31 protein-coding genes are annotated in these 23,866 nt (G+C 39.8%); 22 read left to right on the forward strand and 9 right to left on the reverse strand.

Going from position 1 to position 23,866, the window contains the following annotated elements:
• The first annotated feature begins 239 nt into the window (after window positions 1-239).
• The 4 genes from NST09_RS08850 (at window position 240) to NST09_RS08865 (ending at window position 4,888) form a co-directional block, all read left to right on the forward strand.
• A complete protein-coding gene (locus NST09_RS08850) occupies window positions 240-1,148 on the forward strand; it encodes a trypsin-like serine protease (RefSeq protein ID WP_025207394.1) in 909 nt (302 codons plus the stop codon).
• Window positions 1,149-1,294: 146 nt separating this feature from the next.
• Window positions 1,295-3,289: a glycosyltransferase family 39 protein gene (locus tag NST09_RS08855; RefSeq protein ID WP_342493520.1), complete on the forward strand. Its 1,995-nt coding sequence runs from the start codon at window positions 1,295-1,297 to the stop codon at window positions 3,287-3,289.
• A 226-nt stretch (window positions 3,290-3,515) separates the two neighbouring features.
• Window positions 3,516-3,896, forward strand: coding sequence for a NucA/NucB deoxyribonuclease domain-containing protein (locus tag NST09_RS08860; RefSeq protein ID WP_224559893.1), 381 nt, complete (start codon window positions 3,516-3,518; stop codon window positions 3,894-3,896).
• 143 nt (window positions 3,897-4,039) lie between these two features.
• The gene (locus NST09_RS08865) at window positions 4,040-4,888 is read left to right on the forward strand and encodes an STAS domain-containing protein (RefSeq protein ID WP_017359585.1); all 849 of its coding nucleotides are present in this window, start codon (window positions 4,040-4,042) and stop codon (window positions 4,886-4,888) included.
• A gap of 32 nt (window positions 4,889-4,920) precedes the next feature.
• Here the strand turns inward: NST09_RS08865 and NST09_RS08870 are convergent, their stop codons facing one another.
• Window positions 4,921-5,463, reverse strand: a complete 543-nt coding sequence (locus NST09_RS08870; RefSeq protein ID WP_007499353.1) for an IseA DL-endopeptidase inhibitor family protein — start codon at window positions 5,461-5,463, stop codon at window positions 4,921-4,923.
• 296 nt (window positions 5,464-5,759) lie between these two features.
• Between NST09_RS08870 and NST09_RS08875 the strand changes: the two genes are divergently transcribed.
• Window positions 5,760-6,203: a hypothetical protein gene (locus tag NST09_RS08875; protein ID WP_079920359.1), complete on the forward strand. Its 444-nt coding sequence runs from the start codon at window positions 5,760-5,762 to the stop codon at window positions 6,201-6,203.
• Window positions 6,204-6,250: 47 nt separating this feature from the next.
• On the opposite strand, the gene lexA is transcribed toward NST09_RS08875, so the two are convergent.
• Window positions 6,251-6,871 carry a transcriptional repressor LexA gene (lexA, locus tag NST09_RS08880; protein WP_007499350.1) on the reverse strand — a complete coding sequence of 207 codons (621 nt, stop codon included), beginning with the start codon at window positions 6,869-6,871 and terminating at the stop codon, window positions 6,251-6,253.
• Between the two features lie 159 nt (window positions 6,872-7,030).
• On the opposite strand from lexA, the gene yneA reads away from it, so the two are divergent.
• The 6 genes from yneA to NST09_RS08910 all read left to right on the forward strand — a co-directional run bounded on the left by yneA (window position 7,031) and on the right by NST09_RS08910 (window position 11,447).
• Window positions 7,031-7,342, forward strand: coding sequence for a cell division suppressor protein YneA (gene yneA, locus NST09_RS08885; RefSeq protein WP_007499348.1), 312 nt, complete (start codon window positions 7,031-7,033; stop codon window positions 7,340-7,342).
• Between the two features lie 17 nt (window positions 7,343-7,359).
• Complete coding sequence (locus tag NST09_RS08890; protein ID WP_144740949.1) at window positions 7,360-8,007, forward strand: recombinase family protein; 648 nt, start codon at window positions 7,360-7,362, stop codon at window positions 8,005-8,007.
• 69 nt (window positions 8,008-8,076) lie between these two features.
• Window positions 8,077-8,307 carry a DUF896 domain-containing protein gene (locus tag NST09_RS08895; RefSeq protein ID WP_008343816.1) on the forward strand — a complete coding sequence of 77 codons (231 nt, stop codon included), beginning with the start codon at window positions 8,077-8,079 and terminating at the stop codon, window positions 8,305-8,307.
• Between the two features lie 188 nt (window positions 8,308-8,495).
• Entirely contained in the window at window positions 8,496-10,499 is a 2,004-nt protein-coding gene (gene tkt, locus NST09_RS08900) for a transketolase (protein WP_135227047.1), read from the forward strand.
• Window positions 10,500-10,697: 198 nt separating this feature from the next.
• Complete coding sequence (sirA, locus tag NST09_RS08905; RefSeq protein WP_213406637.1) at window positions 10,698-11,144, forward strand: sporulation inhibitor of replication protein SirA; 447 nt, start codon at window positions 10,698-10,700, stop codon at window positions 11,142-11,144.
• Window positions 11,145-11,228: 84 nt separating this feature from the next.
• The gene (locus tag NST09_RS08910; RefSeq protein WP_003212379.1) at window positions 11,229-11,447 is read left to right on the forward strand and encodes a YneF family protein; all 219 of its coding nucleotides are present in this window, start codon (window positions 11,229-11,231) and stop codon (window positions 11,445-11,447) included.
• A 268-nt stretch (window positions 11,448-11,715) separates the two neighbouring features.
• On the opposite strand, the gene NST09_RS08915 is transcribed toward NST09_RS08910, so the two are convergent.
• Window positions 11,716-11,883, reverse strand: a complete 168-nt coding sequence (locus NST09_RS08915; RefSeq protein ID WP_008343814.1) for an aspartyl-phosphate phosphatase Spo0E family protein — start codon at window positions 11,881-11,883, stop codon at window positions 11,716-11,718.
• A 214-nt stretch (window positions 11,884-12,097) separates the two neighbouring features.
• Here NST09_RS08915 and NST09_RS08920 point away from each other — a divergent pair, with 214 nt between their 5' ends.
• Together NST09_RS08920 and NST09_RS08925 are read left to right on the forward strand one after the other, a co-directional pair.
• Complete coding sequence (locus tag NST09_RS08920) at window positions 12,098-12,805, forward strand: cytochrome c biogenesis protein CcdA (RefSeq protein ID WP_342493521.1); 708 nt, start codon at window positions 12,098-12,100, stop codon at window positions 12,803-12,805.
• Between the two features lie 94 nt (window positions 12,806-12,899).
• Complete coding sequence (locus NST09_RS08925; RefSeq protein ID WP_007499337.1) at window positions 12,900-13,382, forward strand: CcdC protein domain-containing protein; 483 nt, start codon at window positions 12,900-12,902, stop codon at window positions 13,380-13,382.
• 21 nt (window positions 13,383-13,403) lie between these two features.
• On the opposite strand, the gene NST09_RS08930 is transcribed toward NST09_RS08925, so the two are convergent.
• The 4 genes from NST09_RS08930 to sspO form a co-directional block, all read right to left on the reverse strand.
• A complete protein-coding gene (locus tag NST09_RS08930) occupies window positions 13,404-13,832 on the reverse strand; it encodes a DUF2621 domain-containing protein (protein WP_007499335.1) in 429 nt (142 codons plus the stop codon).
• Between the two features lie 260 nt (window positions 13,833-14,092).
• On the reverse strand, window positions 14,093-14,482 hold the full coding sequence (locus tag NST09_RS08935) for an Hsp20/alpha crystallin family protein (protein WP_342493522.1): 390 nt from the start codon (window positions 14,480-14,482) through the stop codon (window positions 14,093-14,095).
• A gap of 102 nt (window positions 14,483-14,584) precedes the next feature.
• Complete coding sequence (locus NST09_RS08940) at window positions 14,585-14,731, reverse strand: small acid-soluble spore protein P (protein ID WP_342493523.1); 147 nt, start codon at window positions 14,729-14,731, stop codon at window positions 14,585-14,587.
• 17 nt (window positions 14,732-14,748) lie between these two features.
• On the reverse strand, window positions 14,749-14,895 hold the full coding sequence (gene sspO, locus NST09_RS08945; RefSeq protein ID WP_035700940.1) for a small acid-soluble spore protein O: 147 nt from the start codon (window positions 14,893-14,895) through the stop codon (window positions 14,749-14,751).
• Between the two features lie 220 nt (window positions 14,896-15,115).
• Between sspO and acnA the strand changes: the two genes are divergently transcribed.
• The 7 genes from acnA (at window position 15,116) to NST09_RS08980 (ending at window position 19,908) form a co-directional block, all read left to right on the forward strand.
• Window positions 15,116-17,845: an aconitate hydratase AcnA gene (gene acnA, locus NST09_RS08950; RefSeq protein ID WP_008343808.1), complete on the forward strand. Its 2,730-nt coding sequence runs from the start codon at window positions 15,116-15,118 to the stop codon at window positions 17,843-17,845.
• Between the two features lie 66 nt (window positions 17,846-17,911).
• Window positions 17,912-18,415 carry a redoxin domain-containing protein gene (locus tag NST09_RS08955; RefSeq protein ID WP_342493524.1) on the forward strand — a complete coding sequence of 168 codons (504 nt, stop codon included), beginning with the start codon at window positions 17,912-17,914 and terminating at the stop codon, window positions 18,413-18,415.
• A 76-nt stretch (window positions 18,416-18,491) separates the two neighbouring features.
• On the forward strand, window positions 18,492-18,617 hold the full coding sequence (locus NST09_RS08960) for an FbpB family small basic protein (RefSeq protein ID WP_003211002.1): 126 nt from the start codon (window positions 18,492-18,494) through the stop codon (window positions 18,615-18,617).
• Between the two features lie 51 nt (window positions 18,618-18,668).
• Complete coding sequence (locus NST09_RS08965) at window positions 18,669-18,812, forward strand: acid-soluble spore protein N (RefSeq protein WP_008357830.1); 144 nt, start codon at window positions 18,669-18,671, stop codon at window positions 18,810-18,812.
• A gap of 15 nt (window positions 18,813-18,827) precedes the next feature.
• Window positions 18,828-19,070, forward strand: coding sequence for a small acid-soluble spore protein Tlp (gene tlp, locus NST09_RS08970; protein WP_017359579.1), 243 nt, complete (start codon window positions 18,828-18,830; stop codon window positions 19,068-19,070).
• Window positions 19,071-19,173: 103 nt separating this feature from the next.
• The gene (locus tag NST09_RS08975; protein ID WP_025207401.1) at window positions 19,174-19,596 is read left to right on the forward strand and encodes a thioesterase family protein; all 423 of its coding nucleotides are present in this window, start codon (window positions 19,174-19,176) and stop codon (window positions 19,594-19,596) included.
• A 3-nt stretch (window positions 19,597-19,599) separates the two neighbouring features.
• Window positions 19,600-19,908 (forward strand): hypothetical protein, encoded by a 309-nt coding sequence (locus tag NST09_RS08980; protein WP_008343798.1) that lies wholly within the window; start codon window positions 19,600-19,602, stop codon window positions 19,906-19,908.
• 41 nt (window positions 19,909-19,949) lie between these two features.
• Here NST09_RS08980 and NST09_RS08985 read toward each other — a convergent pair whose 3' ends face one another.
• Together NST09_RS08985 and plsY are read right to left on the reverse strand one after the other, a co-directional pair.
• Window positions 19,950-20,237 carry a HesB/YadR/YfhF family protein gene (locus NST09_RS08985; RefSeq protein ID WP_008343795.1) on the reverse strand — a complete coding sequence of 96 codons (288 nt, stop codon included), beginning with the start codon at window positions 20,235-20,237 and terminating at the stop codon, window positions 19,950-19,952.
• A 96-nt stretch (window positions 20,238-20,333) separates the two neighbouring features.
• Window positions 20,334-20,915 (reverse strand): glycerol-3-phosphate 1-O-acyltransferase PlsY, encoded by a 582-nt coding sequence (plsY, locus tag NST09_RS08990; protein ID WP_072367212.1) that lies wholly within the window; start codon window positions 20,913-20,915, stop codon window positions 20,334-20,336.
• A gap of 154 nt (window positions 20,916-21,069) precedes the next feature.
• On the opposite strand from plsY, the gene NST09_RS08995 reads away from it, so the two are divergent.
• A complete protein-coding gene (locus NST09_RS08995; protein WP_058213731.1) occupies window positions 21,070-21,483 on the forward strand; it encodes a CoA-binding protein in 414 nt (137 codons plus the stop codon).
• Window positions 21,484-21,898: 415 nt separating this feature from the next.
• Window positions 21,899-23,866, forward strand: a complete 1,968-nt coding sequence (gene parE, locus NST09_RS09000; protein WP_007499323.1) for a DNA topoisomerase IV subunit B — start codon at window positions 21,899-21,901, stop codon at window positions 23,864-23,866.

The following is a 23,866-nucleotide window of genomic DNA, read 5'->3' on the forward strand; positions in this document are numbered from 1 at the left end:
CTGAAAAGAAGACAAAGGGCTAAAATAAATCACATTTTAGCCCTTTGTCAACAATCTTAAAACCGCCACTTTGGCGGTTTTTCTTTTTTTATAGAGAGATCGCTAGAATAAATATTTGGAAGATACGAAACACCTAATTTACAAATGAAATATTTTGTAAAAAATAAGAATATTCTCTCATTTACTCCAATATGAAACAATCGTATCATTTTTGATATAGGACATAAAGGAGGAATATGATGAAAAAGGTGAAAAAATTAATCCCTTCTCTACTCGTTTTTGGTGCTTTAAGTGTGCCTAGTTTTGCCCATGCAGCATCTGATTCAGTACTTACGTCTGATTATGACATGGTGACTTCTGACGGAAAGGTGATTTCTTCAGCTGACTTCCACAACGATTTGAAAACCCCCTCATCCTTTGACAAAGTGGATGATCTCTCTTCTACTATTGGCGAAAAAGTAAAACCACTCACAAAATATTTAAAAGACTTTCAAACAAAAGTAGTCATTGGAGACGATGGTAGAACAAAAGTGACGAATACAAGAGTAGCACCCTATAATTCTATTGCTTATATTACATTTGGTGGATCTAGCTGCACAGGAACACTCATTGCTCCAAACAAAATATTGACAAACGGACACTGCGTCTACAATACAGCCACAAGAAGCTATAGTGCAAAAGGGTCTGTCTACCCAGGCATGAATGACAGCACGGCCGTGAACGGCTCAGCAAACATGACCGAATTCTATGTACCAAGTGGATATATCAACACGGGGGCGAGTCAATATGATTTTGCCGTCATTAAAACAGATACGAACATTGGAAATACGGTCGGCTATCGCTCTATTCGTCAAGTGACAAATCTAACAGGTACAACGATTAAAATTTCTGGATATCCAGGTGATAAAATGAGATCGACTGGCAAAGTGTCACAATGGGAAATGTCAGGTCCAGTCACGAGAGAAGATACGAATCTCGCATACTATACGATCGATACATTTAGCGGAAACTCTGGCTCTGCGATGCTAGATCAGAACCAACAAATCGTCGGGGTCCATAATGCGGGTTATTCAAACGGAACGATCAACGGCGGACCAAAAGCGACTGCTGCTTTTGTTGAATTTATCAACTATGCGAAGGCGCAATAAAAAATAGGGCATTCAGCTTGTTTCCTTTACAGGGGACAGGCTTTTTTTATCGTCAAATGCAGAAAAGTTTCTTTTTTTGTTCATCACTATTTCATATTTAAAAGCTATGCTGAATGAAATAAATGAAAAAGAAAGAAGAGATATGAGTGAAAAATAAAAAAATAGATATGATATTGTTGTTGATTTTACTGATCGCAGCTTTTCTCTACACTTATCAAATTTGGCAGAATGACAGTGCCAATCAATATTATTTAGCTGCAGTCAAAAGTATGTCCAAAAGCTTCCATCACTTTTTTTATGCCTCGTTTGATGCAACTGGATTCGTATCAATTGATAAACCACCCGTCGTTTTATGGATTCAAACCATCAGTGCACTTATTTTTGGCTTTCATACATGGAGTGTGATATTGCCGCAGGCACTTGCTGGAGTGGGGTCTGTTCTTCTTCTTTATCTCATGATAAAACCGGCTTTCGGTCAAGGTGCTGCAAGGGTGTCAGCGGCCGTTATGGCTTTCACACCAATTGCCGCAGCTGTGAGCAGAACGAACAATATCGACAGTATGCTCGTCTTCACATTACTTGCGGGTACGTATTTCTTGATGCGTGCTGTAAAAAGAGGGAAGTTGCGCTGGCTTCTTATTGCCTTCGCTTTGGTAGCGGTAGGATTTAATATGAAGATGCTGCAAGCGTTTATGGTCGTTCCAGCATTTATTTTCTACTATTTCATTGCTGCTCGCGTACCGTTAAAAAAGAAAATTTTCTCTCTCTTATGCTCTATGGTCGTATTAGTCTGCTTATCTCTATCGTGGGCAGTTGCTGTAGATATGACAGCTGAAAGTGAGCGCCCTTATGTGGGAAGCAGCCAAACAAATTCAGTGTTAGAACTTGCCTTTGGTTATAATGGCACGGAACGGCTGCTTGGTCAGACGACAGGGAAATCCTTTGGAGACATGAACCAGCAAGCAGGTATGGTGATGCCAGATCATTCTGGATTAGGCGATTCGTCAGAGGATCAGTCAAACAGAAATCAGCCGCCTCCATCCCAAAATCAAATGATGCCACCTCAACATGGTCCAGATGGTGGTTCTCCGCCTGGAAGTGCTGTAGGTCAACAAAGTATGAATATGTATGGCACGGGGAATCCCGGTATATTTCGTTTATTTCAATCTGCATTGTCAGGTCAAATCAGCTGGATGCTGCCGTTTGCTTTGTTTGGGCTTTTAGGGATGATCATCAGTTGGTGGAAGGAGAGAAAAGCTCAATTAAATGAATGGAAACAAACGATGTTTTGGACAGCATGGCTGATTCCTGCTGCCGGATTCTTTAGTATTGCGGGTTTCTTTCACCATTACTATCTCATTATGCTTGCCCCGCCTATTGCAGCACTATGCGGCATAGGAGCTAAGAAGATGGGAGAGTTATTTAAGGCAAACAAAGGAGTATCTGCGTATTTGCTTCCAGCAGCAATCGCTGTTACAGCCATCTTCCAAGGGTATATTTTGAGTAACTATACGACTCAAATCAGTAGTATTTGGATGTATGCCATTGCGATTGCGGGAACAAGTATCGCTATCCTATTGCTGATGTACAGAGAAAAACGATTGATCATGAAACGACTGCTCATCACTGCTTTGACAACGCTGTTACTGTTTCCAGGTTTTTGGTCCGCCACCCCAATCATATATGGTGGAAATGCTGTTCTTCCAGAAGCAGGTGTACAGCTGGCTAGTTCACGAGGAGGGAACATGTTTATATCTAGTGTCGATCAAGGCTTACTCACTTATTTAAAGGCGCATCAAACAGGAGAAACGTATTTATTTGCAACGCTTACGACTGTTACCGCAGCGCCATATATTATTGATGAAGATGAGAATGTCATGGCCTTAGGCGGTTTTAATGGGACAGATCCTATTTTGACTGTCAATAAATTAAAAGCACTTATTCAACAAGGAAAGGTGAAATACTTTTTATTACCAGACAATCAGTCATCAGCTAACAGCAAATTGGTGAGCTGGATTAAATCACATGGTACAGTCATCTCATCTGAAGAATATAAACGGTCCACATCAGCTGAAGTTGGGATGCCGTCCGAGATGTCTTCACAAAACGAAACATTATATAGAGTAGATGACATATCTTAAGTAGAACAAGGCGAATGATGAAGAGATCATTCGTTTTTTTTATGGATCAGTATCCAGGAAGATTCAGCTCATGTTTTTCACATGTCATCACTCAGCCACTCATACATTAAAAATGACTCATTCCCTTCAAGTCAACATCATTTCATCAGAAGTATGAGGAGGTCACAAGCTTTTGAAGATGAGAAAAGGCTGGATCGCTGCTGTCGTTCTTTGTTTTGTCATTTGGATGGGTGCGTTATTAGGTGGTTTTGGAGAGGATCGTTCCGCAAAAGGGGCAGATCGTTATGATCATGTGATTCAATTTCCTAAGGAACGGTATCCTGAAACAGGCAGTCATATTCAAGAAGCTATTCGAAAAGGGCACTCAGATGTGTGTACCATTGACCGAAATGGGGCAGATGCCCGCAGGCAAGAATCATTAAAAGGAATTCCCACAAAACCTGGTTTTGACCGGGATGAATGGCCGATGGCAGTGTGTCTTGAAGGAGGAAAGGGGGCGAGCGTTCAATATGTCAGTCCATCAGATAATAGAGGCGCTGGTTCATGGGTAGGGCATCAAATCAGCGGGTATCCTGACGGGAAACGAATTTTATTTATTGTCAAATAAACATAGACAAGAGGCTCCTTGAGAGGGGCTCTTTTTGTTCAACAGGAGCGTATTCGAGCTAGCAGGTACAAAAGATTCAGTGGTACAATCAATCCATCAGGTACAAAGACTGACAAGTAGAAAATGTGAAGGGACATATGCTTATGGAAAAGAACCGTGCATTATACGATTTTTTCATGCAACATGCAGAGAAACTGACTGAAACATGGTATGAATCAATTGAGGATGATGATCCAGAATCCATTTATCGTTCAACAGATTCCAGCATCATAGCAGAGCTAAAACGGCAAAATCAAGATTATTATCAGCATTTTATACGCGCACTTATTGAAGACAAGACGTATTTACATACGAAATTTAAAAAATGGTCTGAAGACTTAGCAAGTGATCCGAAGCACTTGAACACGCCATTAGATTACGTCGTGAGAGAATATATGTCCAATCAAAGAGTAGTTCTTCATTACTTAAAAGAGTTTATAAAACAGCATCAAGGTGATATTGACATTGACCGAATATTTTATTGGTATGATTTGATATCTGAGGCATTTAACATTTCAATTCATGTCTTTATTCAGCAATATGTGAAAAATACCACCAAAAAACTCGTTGCACAAAGAGACATGATTTATGAGTTGAGTTCCCCAGTCATTGTGTTAAAAAGTCATGTTGCCTTATTGCCTTTAGTTGGAGATATTGACACTGCGCGAGCAAAGATTATCTTAGAAAATACATTAAAACAGTGTTCGCAAAAAGGTGTTCAACATTTATGTATTGATTTATCGGGTGTCGTCATCATTGATACGATGGTAGCACATCAAATCTTTGATCTTGTCACGTCACTTCGGTTAATCGGGGTTGATACGACCATTTCAGGTATTAGACCAGAAATTGCTCAAACGGCTGTACAGCTTGGACTTCCTTTTAATGAATTTCAAACGGCTTCATCACTTGCTCACGCTTTAGATCGTATGACTGAATTTTCATCCATATAAAAACCAGGCCGTTTGCTAGGCCTGGTTTTTATTTAAATTACAGCATCAATTTTTGTTACTTTCCAATCGTTTTGTACTTTCTCGAAAGTGACAGTACGTTTTACTTTACGTCCATCAAGTGTTGGTACTGTGAATTCGTATGTGCGGATTGTACTTTTCTTAGAGACGAGTTTAGGTGTTGCCTTATCCCAATTAAGCATATTATCTCCGTCACCAACTGGCACAGCCATTTTTCCTTTATGAACGATGAACTGATAGTCTTTTAAACCGTGAGTAATGGCATCTTTTGTGAAAACTTGAGATAGATAGCTGTTTAGTTTTTTCTTTGTATCAAATGTTTTAGACAGGTAGTTGTAAGTCATATCTTTATAAGTAAATGATTTTAATTTGTAATCTGAATGCTCTTTAATGTTGTAGCCTGACATCGCACTCCAAAAGTGTTCTCTTGCATCAAGGGCAATATGTAACGCTTCTTTATTTGTCAAAGCGGCTGATTTTTTGGAAGCGGCCAGTGTTGTTGTTTGTAATGAGATCATAAGCATAATAGCGGTTAATAAAACAAATAATTTTTTCAAGGCAATTGCCTCCTTTTCTCAATGAAAACTTCTTATGTTACAAATGTTACAATAGTTACAGAGATATTACAAGTATTAAATCTAAATGTTTTTTATTTCTTTTCTTTCTATCTATATAACGTTTGAGGGAGACAAAAAGTTTTCATTTTTTTATTTTTTTCTTCCTCATTAGTATTTAACCGTTCTAAAGAAGAATAAAACGTCTTTTGGAAAGATTTCTATTTGTCTCCTCAACACTCTTTTTTTATGTATGACATATACTGTCGTGATGAATGTCTAAGAAAGTGGTGTTTAGTATGTATAATCCATATGAAGGTACGTGGAATGGGCACTTGTACGATCGGCAGGTACAAAGCATGCCGGCGTTTCCTATTTCTCAAGTTGGAGGATTTCCCGGATTGCCATTCGGAGGGACTGGGCAAGGGCAAGGTGCAGGAGGACAATCGGTCCCGCCAGCCCCGCCGCAGCATATCATCTCGCAATATCAACAAGCAGTCTCTCAGCCTCAAAGTATACAGCCGCTCATTGCAGGGCAGAGTGTAGGCGGAAGCCAGCAAACGGTTCAATTTGCAGCTGGATGTAATAGAAGGTGGACCATTGTGTTCCTTAGAAACGGTCAAGTATTTCTCATGTATGTTCTTTCCTCGCAGCCTTTTGGCCGTACAACGGGTTTCATATGGCCGAACTTTACATTTGGCTCGTTCCCAAGCTCTAGTATTCTTGCATATTCTTGTTCATAAAAGAAAAAGCCGGCTCTCATCAAACGTTGATGAAATACCGGCTTTTTTTAATGAATATTTCTAAATACGCCAATCACTTTACCTAGTATACTCACATTCTGTAAAATAATCGGTTCCATTGATGGATTCTCGGGCTGTAATCTAAAGTGTGTATCTTCCTTATAAAAACGTTTCACTGTTGCTTCATCTTCTTCTGTCATAGCCACCACAATATCTCCATTGTTGGCAGTGCTTTGTTGACGCACAATGACGTAGTCTTTGTCCAAAATACCTGCATCGATCATACTTTCTCCCATAATTTCAAGCATAAATACTTGTTCATCTGGCGCTGCAAAAGTTTCTGGAAGTGGGAAATATTCTTCTACATTCTCAACAGCCGTGATAGGCAAGCCTGCTGTGACTTTTCCGATGACTGGAACATTCATTACAGCGCTCTTTGGAATATTCATTTCCTCTTCATCTAGTACTTCGATCGCTCTAGGTTTCGTTGGGTCTCTTCTAATTAAACCTTTCGTTTCTAGTCTAGCTAAATGTCCATGGACAGTTGAACTTGATGCTAGACCGACAGCTTCGCCAATTTCACGAACGGATGGGGGATAACCCTTGCTTTTTACTTCTTCTTTTATGAATTTCAGGATATCGAGTTGTCTTTTTGATAGCTTCGTCATCTTTTGCACCTCAAAACGTCAATTTTAAAGAAATTATAGCATGTTTTTCCTAACAGTACAAACATAGGTTCGAAAAAAACGTTTGACAGAAACGTTTGTTCGTATTTATAATGAGTGTCAGAAAGAACGAACACACATTCTATTAGGAGAGATGACATTATGAGGTTAAAGGAATCTATTATTTTTATTGGGCTATTCTCATTCATCGTTGGCATATTTCTCTCACTTATTGCAGTCACTAGCCATAATGATCCAAATCAATATGTTAAAATAGAGGTTCAATCAGGTGATACTCTTTGGGGATTAGCTGATCAAGTAAACGACAGTAAATCAATCGATAAAAATGCTTTTATTGACTGGGTAACTGAACACAATGATCTCGCTTCAACTGACATCCAGCCTGGAGATATCCTTGTCATTCCAGTTAAAAAAGAGCATCCAGTCGTATATCAACTTGCAACAGTACAGTAGAAAGGTCGATTGAAGACATGAATGCAATCATTTATGCGAGAGTAAGTACTGCCAAAGAAGAGCAAGAAACCTCGCTTACAAGACAAGAAGAAGAACTGCTTGCTTTAGCTGCAGCGCACAAGATGAATGTAGTCAAAGTGATTAAAGAAAAAGCGAGTGGATACGATCTTGATCGTGACGGTGTTTTTGACATGCTGGCTACGCTGAAAGAGGAAGAAATCGATGCTGTTCTCATTCAAGATGAGACACGCCTTGGAAGAGGGCAGGCGAAAATCGCTCTTCTTCACTGTCTGTTTAAAGAGAAAGTCAAGGTGTACAGCGTATTTCATAGAGGAGAGCTTGAGCTTTCAGAAGCAGACGAAATGGTCATTGAAATTGTAGGCGTTGTAGAAGAGTATCAGCGGAAAATTCATAATTTGAAAATTAAGCGTGGGATGAAAAAAGCTGTTGAGCGAGGGTATCAACCCGAACTAAATTTAAAACACCAAGAGCAGGCGCCTGGCCGCGAACGTATTGAAGTACCGATTTCTGAAATTGTTCGATTAAGAAAAAACAACATGACATTCGCTGAAATTGCAGTGACATTGCAGGCACTTGGTTTTGACATTTCAAAAGCAACCGTCCATAGAAGGTACCAAGAATATGAAAAAGGGCTTGCGACTTAAAGCGTGATTTGTTGTAAAAATGACTGATATTTAGTAGTATGTAGAGAAAATGTTTTAAAGGAGTTTGTCATGATTTCTAAAGAACAGCTTGCAAGAATCAATGAGCTTTCAAAAAAGTCGAAAGAGGCCGGTTTGTCGGACGCTGAGAAAACAGAACAGAAGCAATTAAGAGAGGAATATTTAAAGGCTTTTCGTTCTTCTATGAAAAATACACTCAAAACCGTGAAAATCGTCGATCCAGAAGGAAACGATGTCACACCAGAAAAATTAAAAAGAGAAAGAGACCAGAATCTTCATTAAAGGTCATCATTTCTTGATTTTTGAAAAGATGGGAGGAATATTCTCATCTTTTTTCATATTTGTATAAGTTTTTAGGTGATCGATAAACTAAATGTGACAAAATCCTTCTTTTTCGGCGTGAAATAGTTGTGAAAAAAGGACAGTAGATTTATGATAATGGTGTACACAAGATACGGAAGGGGATTTATATGGAAACGATTGAATTGAAATCTATTGCAACAATACGTACTCTCTCCATAGACGCAATTGAAAAAGCGAATTCCGGTCACCCTGGAATGCCGATGGGCGCTGCACCAATGGCGTACGCTTTATGGACGAATCACTTAAACGTAAGTCCGCAAAATCCAAATTGGTTTAACAGAGACCGTTTTGTGTTATCTGCGGGACATGGCTCTATGCTTTTATATAGCATGCTTCATTTAAGCGGATACAATCTGAGCATCGAAGATTTAAAACAATTCCGCCAATGGGGAAGCAAAACACCTGGACATCCTGAGTTTGGACATACAGAGGGCGTAGATGCGACAACAGGTCCTTTAGGACAAGGGATTGCGATGGCTGTAGGAATGGCACTTGCAGAAAGACATCTTGCAGAAACGTATAACAAAGATAACTTTAATGTTGTGGATCACTATACATACAGCATTTGCGGAGATGGAGACTTAATGGAGGGCATTTCCTCTGAAGCTGCTTCACTTGCTGGTCATTTAGGCTTAGGCCGTTTAATTGTTCTTTATGATTCAAACGACATTTCTTTAGATGGCGACCTCGATCGTTCTTTCTCTGAAAATGTGAAGAATCGTTTTGAAGCGATGAATTGGGAAGTTCTTTATGTAAAAGACGGCAATAACATTGACGAAGTGACGGCTGCCATTGAAAAAGCCAAACAAAGTACAGACAAACCTACACTTATTGAAGTGAAAACGACAATCGGTTTCGGATCTCCAAACCGTGCGGGAACGTCTGGGGTGCACGGTGCACCGCTTGGAAGTGAGGAAGCGAAGCTAACGAAGGAAGCTTATTCTTGGACGTTTGAAGAAGATTTCCATGTACCTTCTGAAGTGTACGATCATTTCAAAACAGCTGTTAAAGATGCTGGACAGAAAAAAGAATCAGCGTGGAATGAACTGTTTGAGCAATATGAAAAAGAATATCCAGAACTGGCAGCTCAGCTGAAGCTCGCGATTGAAGGGAAACTTCCTGAGAATTGGGATCAAGAGGTTCCTGTTTATGAAGCAGGTTCAAGCCTTGCCTCTCGTGCCTCTTCTGGAGAAGTATTAAATGGCATTGCAAAGCAAGTACCATTCTTTATTGGCGGGTCTGCTGACCTTGCTGGATCAAATAAAACAACCATTAAAGATACAACTGACTTTGGCAGAGAGAATTATGCTGGCAGAAACATTTGGTTTGGTGTGAGAGAATTCGCAATGGGTGCAGCATTAAACGGTATGGCACTTCACGGCGGACTTCGTGTATTCGGCGGAACATTCTTTGTTTTCTCAGACTACTTAAGACCTGCCATTCGTCTTGCTGCATTGATGGGACTTCCTGTCACTTATGTATTTACGCATGACAGCATTGCGGTTGGGGAAGATGGACCAACGCATGAGCCAGTTGAACAGCTCGCTTCATTACGTGCGATGCCTAATCTTTCTGTTATTCGTCCAGCTGATGGAAACGAAACAGCTGCAGCATGGAAAATTGCTGTATCTTCAACGAATAAACCGACAGCGCTTGTTCTTACTCGTCAAAACCTTCCAACGATTGATCAAGCACCAGAGAAGGCGTATGAAGGCGTAGAAAAAGGTGGATATGTCGTCGTTGAAGCAGCTGATGCACAGCCAGAAGCTCTTCTACTTGCCTCAGGATCTGAAGTAGGTTTAGCCATTGAAGCGCAAAAGGCACTTGAAAAAGAAGGCATTCGCGTTTCTGTCGTGAGCTTACCTGCATGGGATCGCTTTGATGAGCAGTCAGACGAATACAAAGAGTCCGTTCTTCCTAAAGCAGTGAGAGCACGTGTTGCAATCGAAATGGGTGCTTCACTTGGCTGGGAACGTTACACTGGCCTTGATGGCGATGTGATTGCGATTGATAAATTTGGCGCTTCTGCACCGGGCGAAACCATTATTGAAAAATACGGTTTCACTGTCAGCAACGTGGTGAGCCGCGTAAAAGCAAAGCTGAATAAATAATCAGTCTCCAAGCATCATGCTTTTTTGCAGTCGGTTTGCAGAGCTTTTCACTATGCTCTGCAAACTTTTTTCTTTTTTCTTGTTTTTTTGACAAAACTAGTTTCTTCTTGCTTCATATATAGACAATTCTTTCTTTCACATTTTTGTATAATACAAGCAATAAGCGAGATTGACGAAATGTGAAAGGAAGGGATAGACATGGAACGCCATTATTATATTTATTGGATTGAGGATGAGTTTGCTCATCATTATTTTGGTAGAGAATCTATCTTGTTTCATTTGTTTGAAGCGTTACACTGGACGAACCGCAGTGATGACGAATTAGTCATGCTTGTTAAGCAAGTGGATTATGTAACGAAACGAATCCCTGCTTTTCATATGCACCAGCGTTTAATGAACAATTTAACCAACATTCACTATACACAAATAGGCTCAATATACAGTGCATCGCTACCAGATGGAAAAGGCACAGCCGCATTCATTATAAAAGACCGATACATTCAAATGTCTGCCACAGGCAGTTATGAGGCAGAAGCGGTGTTTTTTGAAGTACTCAGAAAAATTAGTCCTTGTTTCCTGGCTATGGACTTTGGATCAAAGAAGCATGGGTGGCTCAATCCGGTAAAAGTGAGGAATTTTGTTTAAAAAAATAAAATTGAACGTGAAATGTTGTATAATAGCCTTTTGTTTAGTACACTTTATACGAGACAACATGAAGGAGGAAGAATTATGGATTTATGGGTTGTCATCCTTGTAGGCGTTGTTGCACTGCTTGCAGGAGTTGCACTCGGATTCTTTATTGCTCGTAAGTATATGATGAGCTACTTGAAAAAGAATCCACCAATTAATGAACAAATGCTTCGAATGATGATGATGCAAATGGGCATGAAACCGTCCCAAAAGAAAATCAATCAAATGATGAAAGCCATGAACAACCAAGCGAAATAATACGTACGTTATTATGATCATAGATGGAACATGGTCCCTAAAGATTGGACAAGCGATGTCCTTTCTTTATTGAAGTCACCTTCATCAGACGCATAAAACCACTGTACTTGCATGAATAAAGCAGGGAAAGTGGTTTTTATTTTGCCGTGAACCGTCCGTTAAAGACAAAACAAAAAACCCCTGTGAGCAGAGGTTTTCGTTTCTTTTATTGTCACACATATCAACTTTTCTAAAATCGTGCGGCATTTGTTTCTATCTTGAGATATCATTAGTTGGCTGAGTTTGAGTGTAAGTGTCGTTGATATTGTAAGAGGAGATGATCTAGCTGCTGGCTATGTTCGATGGTCACTGTTGATGTCATCCCATTATGCAAGACAACTTTCATCAGCTCTTCTCTTTTTTCTTCAATTTGAGTTAATAATGATGTTTTTACCAAAGTCATGTTCCTTTCATGCAAATCTTGATAAAAAGAATCGATTCTATTATATCCATTTTAAGGTTTATTTTCAAATTTAAAGGGTTTGGTATCTTGATGTCAAATTAAATTATATAAGGTTTTAAGAGATTAGACCATCTTTATTGAGATGATGTAAAAAAAATGAAATGAATTTGTCATCTCTTATTGTATATTGTAAGAAGGGGGTGTTCTTTTGTCAGATTTGAATTACTTTTTAGCGTTTGGAGCAGGGGTTCTATCTTTTATCTCACCGTGCTGTCTGCCACTTTATCCAGCCTTTTTATCCTATATTACGGGCGTTAGTATAGATGAAGTGAAATCTGAAAAGGTGATGCTGAGAAGAAGAAGTCTTCTTCATACATTATTCTTTTTAATTGGGTTCTCTCTCATTTTTATTGCCATTGGATTTGGGACATCGTTTGTTGGGAAGTTTTTCATTGAATATCAAGATGCGATTCGTCAAATTGGTGCCATTCTCATTATTTTCTTTGGCTTTATGATTCTTGGTGTATTTCAGCCTTCTTTTTTAATGGGAGAAAAGAGGTTGCAGTTTAAAAATCGTCCAGCCGGTTTTTTTGGATCGATTCTCATCGGAATGGGTTTTGCTGCTGGTTGGACACCATGTACCGGCCCGATTTTATCAGCCGTCATCACACTTGCCAGCAACAAGCCAGAGTCCGCTGTGACCTATATGATTGCGTATGTATTAGGTTTTGCTATCCCGTTTTTTGTTCTTTCCTTTTTCATCACAAAAATGGCTTGGATCAGAAAGCGTCAGCAGCTCATCATGAAAACTGGCGGGATTATTATGATCGTAGTAGGGATCTTGCTGTTCTTTGATCTTCTGACATGGATCATTATTATGTTCTCATCATTATTTGGAGGATTTACGGGTTTTTGAAATCGTTTTCTACAGTCGCGGCGAATGGTTTTTTTTCGTCAATTGGAGTATATTATACATAGACTGACCTTAAAGAATAAAGGAATGATTTGATATGATGATCATAATTTCTTCTATAGTGGCGGTATGTATGGCGGTAGCCGTCATGTTTATTCGCATTAAATCATCTGCAAAACCTGCAACCGCGAAAAAAATTATATTACCTCCTATCTTTATGAGCACTGGTGCACTGATGTTTTTTGTGCCAATGTTTCAAGTAACTGGAGCTGAATTTTTAGAGGCGATTACTGTAGGGATGTTTTTCTCTATCTTTTTAATTAAAACATCGAAATTTGAAATTAGAGGCAATGAAATCTATTTGAAACGTTCAAAAGCATTTGTGTTTATTCTCATTGGCCTTCTTGTCCTTCGTATCGGAATGAAGACGATTTTAAGCTCTTCCATTGATTATGGTGCGCTCAGCGGGATGTTTTGGATTCTAGCCTTTGGCATGATTGTCCCATGGCGGGTTGCGATGTATTTGTCGTTTAGAAAGATGTCTAAACAATTAGATCTGCAGCAGGCCCAAATAAATTAAACCTCCTTTTTAAAAAGGAGGTTATTTTAATAAAGATTCATATGGTGAATGGTCGATCTTTTTTTCTTGAAGGCGCTTTAGTAGAAATTTATGATCCCGCTTCGGTGTAGCGATAATATAGCCGCGAATGATTAAGTCTAAATTAATGCTGGCCGCTTGTTCTTTTAGTGCCAGTTCGCCAATTTTACCGGCGATTTTTTCTTTGGCGACATCTCTAAACAACTCTGGAACCGGTAATACTAGCTCATTTAATAGCTGTTTGTCTTCATCGCGCCATAGGTGCAGGCTCTTTTGAATATATTCATCCTGCCAATCAAGCTCTGATTTCCCGTCTTCTTTCGGCAATCGTTTTAAAAACTTGCGAAACATAAAAAAGCCACCGATTGCTAGTAATCCAATCATCACTGTACCCCAAAATAAAATGAACCACAAAAACCAGCCGCTTAACATGTTCTCACTCCCTATATCCCTTCTCTCTATTCTATTTTACATGAAGAGAAGGTAGAAGAAAATAACAAAAATGTATGTGTTTTTTTCTCTATAAATGCCTTTTTTGATAAAGAGACGCCCATTTACTAGAATGACCCAAACCATTTAGTAGAAAAGGAATACATTATTGTATAGCGACTCTACTATTTGGCCATGGTGGTTCGCACAAGGTATTGACTTGAAACGAACGGAAGAGAGCCCACCTGTATACAGGTGGGCTCTTAATGTTTGAAGTGCGGCATTTGAAAGGAAAATGCTCCGTCTTGACGATGGGCTTCCTTTTTGATTTTTATTGATATGATTCTGTTTTCGTAATCTGTATCAATGTCTTTGTCATTCAAATAAAAAGGGAGCATGACACTTTTTTCAATCGGCTGTTCTCTTTCATCAATCAAATAAGCGAGGATGAGCTCACATCCGGAAAAGGTCAGTTTTAAATCAGTGATCGATAGGGTGGAGAGGTCGATCTCAATAATATAATCACGGCTTGTTTCGTAAAGATCGATTGGAAGCTGTTCGTCATACCATGCAAAAGGATCGTCCATTAATACATTCAGCCAATCATCTATTTCAAGAAAATCAGAGGAATTCACTTGCTTTTCATTCTCCATAAACACTCCTCCATCACATCTCATAATAAATCATATGATGAAAGCTGAAATGTGTGAAAGACCTAAAACATCCCGTTTGGTCACGGGCTTAAGAGAAAATGTTTACATATCATGATGGGAATTGTGCTTTTGTCTTGTATGGTTGCGGTTTTTCACTTTTTTACTGCCTGATAGTGGCTCAGGCTGCCCGCCTTGATCCTCTTTAGGAGAGTTTTGACGTATGTCTTTCCCAGTGTTTTTGTTCGTCATCATTTCTCACTCCTTTCTTATTGGTTTTTTTTACGCTTTTTATTGTTTTGCTTTTGTTCTTCTGTTAAAACGAGCTGATCATTTTCTATATAGCCTGCACCATTTCCTTGGCTTTTGGCTGCGTTCATGTCGTCAATGACATGATTTGCTTTTCTTTTTGTCATGTTCTATCACCTCAGCATTAGTATGAACCCGTGCTGCTCAGTTTATGAGGAGTAATCATTTCCTTGTGATAAGCTAAACTTATTGAATTTAATAAAAGCATTGTTATTTACTTATGTATGAATTTGTTTTAAGATGAAATTGTGAGAAAATTGTGGTGAAATACGACGATTTTTCTGAGAATTGAAATTGATCTTGATCATCAAAAGGGGGATTTTGGACATGTCGAAACAGCAGCAAGTCGCTAAACAAGACGCTTTTCAATCTAGAAAAACGTTTTCGACAAATGGGAAAACGTATCACTATTATTCGTTAGAAGCACTCGAGAAACAAGGAATCGGAAATGTTTCTAAATTGCCTTATTCCATTAAGGTACTGTTAGAATCAGTGCTTCGCCAAGTAGACGGTAGAGTGATCAAAAAGGAACACGTTGAGAACTTGGCAAAATGGGGAACTGCCGAGGTAAAAGAAATTGATGTTCCATTTAAACCTTCTCGTGTTATTTTACAAGACTTCACGGGTGTGCCAGCTGTCGTTGACCTTGCTTCTTTAAGAAAAGCAATGGCAGATGTGGGCGGAGACCCAGATAAAATCAACCCTGAAATTCCAGTTGACCTGGTCATTGACCACTCTGTACAAGTCGATAAAGCTGGAACTGAAGATGCATTAAACATTAACATGGATTTAGAATTCGAACGTAACGCAGAGCGTTATAACTTCCTTAGCTGGGCAAAGAAAGCGTTTAACAATTATCAAGCTGTTCCGCCTGCAACAGGGATCGTTCACCAAGTGAACTTAGAGTATCTTGCAAGTGTTGTTCATGCAATCGAAGAAGATGGCGAGATCATCACTTACCCAGATACATTAGTTGGTACTGACTCACATACAACAATGATTAACGGTATCGGTGTACTTGGATGGGGCGTTGGCGGTATCGAAGCAGAAGCTGGAATGCTCGGTCAGCCTTCATACTTCCCAGTACCAGAAGTCATTGGTGCTAAATTAGTTGGAGAGCTTCCAAACGGAACGACTGCAACTGACCTTGCCTTAAAAGTGACACAAGTTCTTCGTGAAAAAGGCGTAGTTAACAAGTTCGTCGAGTTCTTCGGACCTGGTGTTGCACAATTGCCGTTAGCAGATCGTGCAACAATTGCGAACATGGCGCCAGAATACGGTGCAACTTGCGGATTCTTCCCAGTAGATGAAGAAGCGCTAGCTTACCTTCGCCTTACTGGACGTGATGAAGAGCAAATTAATATCGTTGAAGAATATTCTCGCGCAAATGGCTTATTCTATACGCCAGATGCAGAAGAGCCAATCTTTACTGATGTTGTGGAAATTGATCTTTCTCAAATTGAATCAAACTTATCTGGTCCTAAACGTCCACAAGATTTGATTCCACTTTCTCAAATGAAAGAGACGTTCCATAAACACATCGAAAGCCCAGCTGGTAACCAAGGTTTTGGCTTAGAAAAATCAGAGCTAGACAAACAAATCGAATTTGATCTAGCAAATGGTGAAAAGGCTGTGATGAAGACAGGTGCGATTGCGATTGCAGCGATTACGAGCTGTACGAATACATCGAACCCATACGTCTTAATCGGAGCAGGTCTTGTTGCGAAAAAAGCAAGTGAGCTCGGTATGAAGGTGCCAAACTACGTGAAAACGTCACTAGCACCGGGTTCTAAAGTTGTAACAGGGTACCTTGTGAATTCGGGACTTCTTCCATATTTAAGAGACCTCGGATTTAACATTGTTGGGTATGGCTGTACAACATGTATCGGAAACTCAGGACCGCTTGAAAAAGAAATTGAAGATGCTGTCTCTGAAAATGATCTGCTGATCACTTCTGTTTTATCAGGTAACCGTAACTTCGAAGGTCGTATCCATCCGCTTGTAAAAGGAAACTACCTTGCATCTCCACCATTAGTTGTGGCTTATGCACTTGCTGGTACGGTGAATATTGATTTAACAAAAGATCCGATCGGTGTCGATAAAAATGGCGAGAACGTTTATTTCAATGACATTTGGCCATCAATGGATGAAATCAACAGCGTCGTGAAAAGCACTGTCACACCTGAGCTATTCCGTTCAGAGTATGAAACTGTTTTTGACAACAATGACCGCTGGAATGAAATTAAAACGACGGACGATGCATTGTATAAATGGGATGAAAATTCCACATACATTGATAACCCGCCATTCTTCGAAAACTTATCAGTTGAACCTGGTAAAGTTGAACCACTTAAAGGATTGCGCGTAGTGGCGAAGTTCGGTGATTCTGTCACAACAGACCATATTTCTCCTGCTGGAGCGATTGGTAAAGACACACCTGCAGGTAAATACTTGCAAGAAAGAGGCGTATCGCCTAGAGACTTTAACTCATACGGATCTCGCCGTGGTAACCACCATGTTATGATGAGAGGTACTTTTGCAAACATCCGTATTAAGAACCAAATCGCACCAGGAACAGAAGGCGGGTATACAACGTACTGGCCAACTGGTGAAGTGACATCCATTTATGATGCATGCATGCGTTATAAAGAAGATGGAACTGGTCTTGCGATCTTAGCAGGTAAAGATTACGGAATGGGTTCTTCTCGTGACTGGGCTGCAAAAGGAACAAATCTTCTTGGAATTAAATTCGTTCTAGCGGAAAGCTTTGAGCGTATCCACAGAAGTAACCTTGTCTTCATGGGTGTACTTCCTTTACAGTTTAAAGATGGAGAAAGTGCAGAAACTTATGGACTAACAGGAACAGAAACATTCGAAGTAGATGTTGATGAAACAGTTCGTCCGCGTGATCTTGTCACTGTAAAAGCAATTGATACAGATGGCAACGAGAAAACATTTGAAGTAATTGTTCGCTTTGACAGTGAAGTCGAAATTGACTACTACCGTCATGGTGGTATCCTTCAAATGGTATTGCGTGAAAAATTGGCAAGCAACTAATAAAGCAAAGAAGAGAAGGCGATTAGACAGCTTTCTCTTCTTTTTTAACATAGTGGAGGATCAATCATGTGGAAAAAAGGAATGGCAAGCGCTGTTTTACTTGTGTTGATTGGTTTACTTGCATGGAATGTATTCGGACCAAAAGAACCCGCCATCGGTCTTGAAACAGGGGACATAGCCCCTGATTTTGAGCTCAAAACCCTTGATGGCAAAACGGCATCGTTATCTGATTATCGAGGTAAAAAAGTACTTCTCAATTTTTGGGCGACATGGTGTAAGCCTTGCCGAACAGAAATGCCAGATCTAGATGCAATTAGAAGTAAAAATGACCAAGTTGAGGTACTAGCGGTGAATTTGACGAACACTGAAAAGAGTGTGGATCACGTCGCCTCATTTATTGATGAACTTAAGGTCAGTTTTCCTGTTTTATTAGATCAAAAAGGTATTCAAGCGAGATATCAGGTACTTTCCTATCCGACGACATACATACTAGATGAAAAAGGGCGTATCCTGTCTGTAAAGCATCAAATGCTCACAAAAAAAGAAATTGAAAAAGAGCTGGATCTATAATGATTCAGCTCTTTTTTGCTTATTTTCTAAATGTTTTGGCGAAAATGGTATGAACAGAGTGGAGGTGGTGATAGACATGAGAAGAAGAAAGCGCCGTACATTTGAAGAACTTGTGCTTGAAAATAAAAAAGAATTATTAAGCAATGAGGAATTTTTAAACCAGCTTGAAGAAAAGTTGGAAGAGCGATTTAGGCAGAAATAAGTTATGATTTATCCTTTTTCGTTCATCCTAAAGAAGAGGGAGGGATGAATGATGGGTAGAGAGCATGATAAACAAGCGCAGTTTACACCAGACCATTTAGGGACAAAACCTGTAGCATACAAACGAAATAAAGGCAAAAAGATGCATAATAAATCGAATGAACAGCCTGATGTGATACAGACGAAGGGCGAATAATAGGAGGGAAGCATGATGAATGACAAGTCATATCAATCCAATCCAGATGATCGTTCTGACAATGTTGAGAAGCTGCAGGATATGATCGAAAACACACTTGAAAATATTGATGAATCTGAAGCAGCAATGGGTCTTTCAACAGAGGAAGAAAAGCAGATGATCAAGCAAAAAAATGAAAACCGTAGAACAAGTATTGACGCAATGCGTTCTGAAATAAAGGACGAGGAAGCAGCAAGAAAGAGCGGTTACACTGAATAAACCAGGGATTCCTGGTTTATTTTATTGCCTCTTTTTAGAAGAACCATTTGGAATGTGGTAAAATGTCAGAGACGTTAGGTTTTGATAGGAGAGCGATGAAAACGTGTATGTATCTAAAAAAGAAATAGAAGTCCGTTATGCAGAAACAGATCAAATGGGTATTGTGTATCATGCCAACTATTTAATCTGGATGGAAGTCGGCAGAACAGCGTTAATTAAAGAATTAGGCTTTTCCTATGCCCAGTTAGAGGCAGACGGTGTCCTTGCACCTGTTGTCGATCTTCAGGTTCGATATAAGAAACCACTACTGTACGGTGAAACGGCTACAGTTCACACATGGATAGAAGAATATAACGGCGTGAAAACAGTGTATGGCTATGAAATACAAAAACCTGATGGACAAACGGCTATTACAGGGACCACCTCACATATTTGTGTGGACAAAGAAACCTTTAGACCGATTCAATTTAGAAAAGCTTTCCCTGCATGGCACAGCGTTTACGAACAGTCCAAGAAGCAGGTTTGATCCATGGCATTTGGAATTAAAAGAAAGGATCTACATGCTTGGAAATCAGCTGTTCGGCAAGGGAATGTGGCTTTTTTGACACACTATTGGCTTGATGACCGTTTTCCGCATGCGAATACAGTCACAAAGGCAGCCTGTCAGGATATGGAGCAATTAATCGCTTGGGGACAAAAGCATGGATTAAAGAAAGAATGGATCCATGTTCGCGAAGGTTTTCCTCATTTTGATCTCATCGGTGATTCGCAAAAACGGATTTTGCAAAAAGAGCGGTCATTAGGAAACATTCAGGAGTATGGACTTTATATTGAGTGATAAACAAAAAAGATACCCGAGGGATGAGGTATCTTTTTTGTTTATTCATAATGAAATTCTGGTTCTTTCACGGACTCGTTATAATCAATATGCAGATCATGGTTGTCAAAATACCAAATATCACTTTCTTCCACAAAGAAAGTAATGCCTTCTACTTCAGCGGTTGCGCCGGCATTTTGAGGTTCATCTTTTGCGACGCCGAGAGAAAAGCCTTTTTGTACATTACTGCACCCGCCATATCTGACAAAAAAGCGAACATGATCACCTTTTTCTAAATCCAGTTCATTCTTGTACCAATTGAGTGCATCATCTTTTATCGTTAATTTCAATGTGATCGCCCCTTTTTGAAGTCATGCTGTTTTTAAATGCAGGATGCAAAAACAGCTTTTCTTTACTTTTACCACATATTTAAATTGATGAAACGGCTAAAGCCATTTGATTTTCGGTTCAGTTTTGTTGAGAATTCGTTTGAGGTTGGCGATGTGTCTGAAGATCACAAAGCCAGCAAGAACGGCAACAACAATAATTAAAAATAGATCTTGGGTGAATATGCTGTAAATGAATGTGTAGATCCCAGTCAGCATAGATGATAATGAAACATATTTACTAATGTATAAAAATAAGAAAAAAGCAGCGATCATCGTGATAAATAAGAACGGGGCATAAAATAACAGCACGCCGCCTGATGTAGCGACCGCTTTTCCCCCTTTAAATTTTGCAAAGACAGGAAAGCTGTGACCGATAACAGCAGCAACTCCTGCTAATAAGGGATGAATGTCCAGTTGCATGAAAAACGGTAAAGCCGAAGCAAGAGTCCCTTTTAAAATATCAGCAGTGATAACGATGGACCCTGCTTTCATACCCAGTGTACGGAATGCATTCGTCGCACCTAGGTTCCCGCTGCCATGTTCACGGATATCGATTCCCTTTGCAGCTTTCCCGACAATGAGACCTGATGGAATACTGCCGAGAAGATAAGCCAAAATAAACATCAAAGCAATTAACATCTGCATAACTCCTTTATATTCTCCCTCTTGTCTTACATTTTAACATGATCTTATGAAAAACATGGCGATCTTTTTTTGAAAAAAACGATGGCCGATGAATTCAGCTTTGTTTTTAACAAGAAATTCGCTAAAATAGAAGAAAAGGAGTGTCTGGATGAATCATCCTTCAAAACAAGAAATTGGTCGTATATTAAAAAGCAGTAAGCGAATTGCGGTTGTTGGTTTGTCAGATCAGCCGCACCGAACGTCTTATATGGTTTCAAAAGCCATGCAGGATGCCGGTTATGACATCATTCCTGTCAATCCAACGATTGATGAAGCACTTGGGGTAAAAGCGGTCGACTCTTTAAAAGACATAGAAGGTCCTGTTGATATCGTCAATGTCTTTAGACGTTCCGAGTTTTTGCCTGAGGTGGCGAAAGAATTTCTTGAAATAAATGCACCTGTTTTTTGGGCACAGCAAGGCGTATATCATGAAGATGCGAAAAGGCTGATTGAGGAAAATGGCAAGGTCGCCATCATGGATTTATGTATCAAAGTGGCTCATGCGATGACAAAAACTCATTAAATCGTCAAAAATCCTTGAAAAACCAAGGATTTTTGCTTTTTTGTTGCAGAAATATATTTGCGATTCTAGAAGAAAGCGATAAAATAAGGCGACAGGGACATATCGGTGACCTTGCATATCGAGAAAAAGAGCGATAAGATAAATATAGAACATTTGTTCTGTTTTGCTAAAACCATCATATGATTGCATTTGGCTTATGAAACAGTCTTGTTTATAATGGACTTCTAGTTCTGATTGCAGAATGTAGAATATTCTCATAACCGTGCAAAAGAGCATGTATCGCTGAATCACACATGCATGGTGATGATGCAGCTTATTAAAGTGGACAGTAATGAGCAGCATGATCATCATTAAAATCTAGAGAGATCATTGATGATTAGCCGGTTATGTTTGTTAGTGAAAGGGGATTAAGCATTTGGTTAAAAAGCAGCAAGTAGATTATAACGATGATTCTATTCAGGTGCTAGAGGGGCTTGAAGCGGTCCGTAAACGTCCAGGGATGTATATTGGATCGACGGATTCACGCGGTCTTCATCACCTTGTCTATGAGATTGTAGACAACTCTGTCGATGAAGTGCTCGCTGGCCATGGAGATCATATCATTGTCAAAATACATAAAGATAACAGCATTTCCGTCCAAGATAAAGGGCGCGGAATGCCTACTGGTATGCATAAGCTTGGAAAACCGACACCAGAGATCATTTTAACGGTCCTGCACGCAGGCGGAAAATTTGGTCAAGGCGGTTATAAAACAAGTGGTGGACTTCACGGGGTTGGGGCGTCCGTTGTGAACGCACTTTCAGAGTGGCTCACCGTGACGATAGAACGCGATGGATTTATTTATCACCAGCGCTTTGAACATGGCGGAAAGCCAGTCACATCACTTGAAAAAATCGGGAAAACGAAAAAGACCGGTACACTGATTCATTTTAAGCCAGATCCAACGATGTTCAGTGTCACCACCTATAATTTTGATACATTATCAGAGCGTTTAAGAGAATCAGCCTTTTTATTAAAAGGGCTAAAAATAGAGTTGATTGATGAGCGCCATGATGTGCAGGAAACCTTTTATTATGAGACAGGTATTGAAGCGTTCGTTGCTTATTTAAACGAGGAAAAGGATGTACTTAGTGAAGTCGTTTCGTTTGAAGGCGAACATCAGTCCATTGAAGTCGATTTTGCCTTTCAATTTAACGACGGATATTCAGAAAATATTTTGTCGTTCGTCAATAACGTAAGAACCAAAGATGGCGGTACGCATGAGTCTGGTGCAAAAACGGCCATGACGAGAGCCTTTAATGAATATGCACGCAAAGTGACCCTTTTAAAAGAAAAAGACAAAAATTTAGAAGGCACAGATATTCGTGAAGGCCTGTCAGCTGTTATTTCTGTCAGAATTCCTGAAGAACTTCTTCAATTTGAAGGACAAACAAAAGGAAAGCTTGGAACGAGTGAGGCAAGGTCAGCTGTTGATGCCGTGATTTCTGAAAAATTGGCTTATTTCCTTGAAGAAAACCGCGAAACGGCAACGCTGCTTGTGAAAAAGGCAATTAAAGCGCAGCAGGCAAGAGAAGCGGCTAGAAAAGCAAGAGAAGAAGCAAGGAGCGGCAAGAAACGGAAAAAGTCTGAAGCGACACTAAGCGGAAAATTAACACCTGCTCAATCTAGAAACCCGGCAAGAAATGAACTGTATCTAGTAGAGGGCGACTCAGCGGGTGGATCAGCCAAGCAAGGACGTGATCGAAAATTCCAAGCGGTGCTGCCGCTTCGAGGGAAGGTCATTAATACAGAGAAAGCAAAGCTTGCGGATATTTTCAAAAACGAAGAAATCAATACCATTATCCATGCCATTGGCGGCGGGGTTGGTGTCGATTTTAATGTAGAAGACATCAATTATGATAAAATTGTCATTATGACAGATGCTGATACAGATGGGGCGCATATTCAGGTTCTATTGCTTACATTCTTCTACCGCTATATGAAGCCGCTGATTGAGCATGGCAAAGTATTCATTGCCCTTCCGCCTTTATATAAAGTTAGCAAAGGCTCAGGGAAGAAAGAAGTCATTGAATATGCTTGGTCTGATGAAGAAATGGATGACGTACTAAAGAAAGTTGGAAAAGGATATACGATTCAGCGCTATAAAGGTTTAGGTGAAATGAATGCCGACCAGCTATGGGAAACGACAATGAATCCAGAGTCGAGAACGCTTGTCAGGGTGAAGATCGATGATGCTGCACGGGTGGAACGCCGCGTCACGACACTGATGGGTGACAAAGTAGAACCACGCCGTAAATGGATTGAAAAGAATGTCGCCTTTGGACTTGATGAGGAAAGCAACATTCTTGAAAATGAAAACTTGTCGCTAGCTGAGGAGGTTTAA

This window comes from Bacillus sp. FSL W7-1346, from assembly GCF_038593335.1.
Taxonomy (GTDB): domain Bacteria; phylum Bacillota; class Bacilli; order Bacillales; family Bacillaceae; genus Bacillus; species Bacillus altitudinis.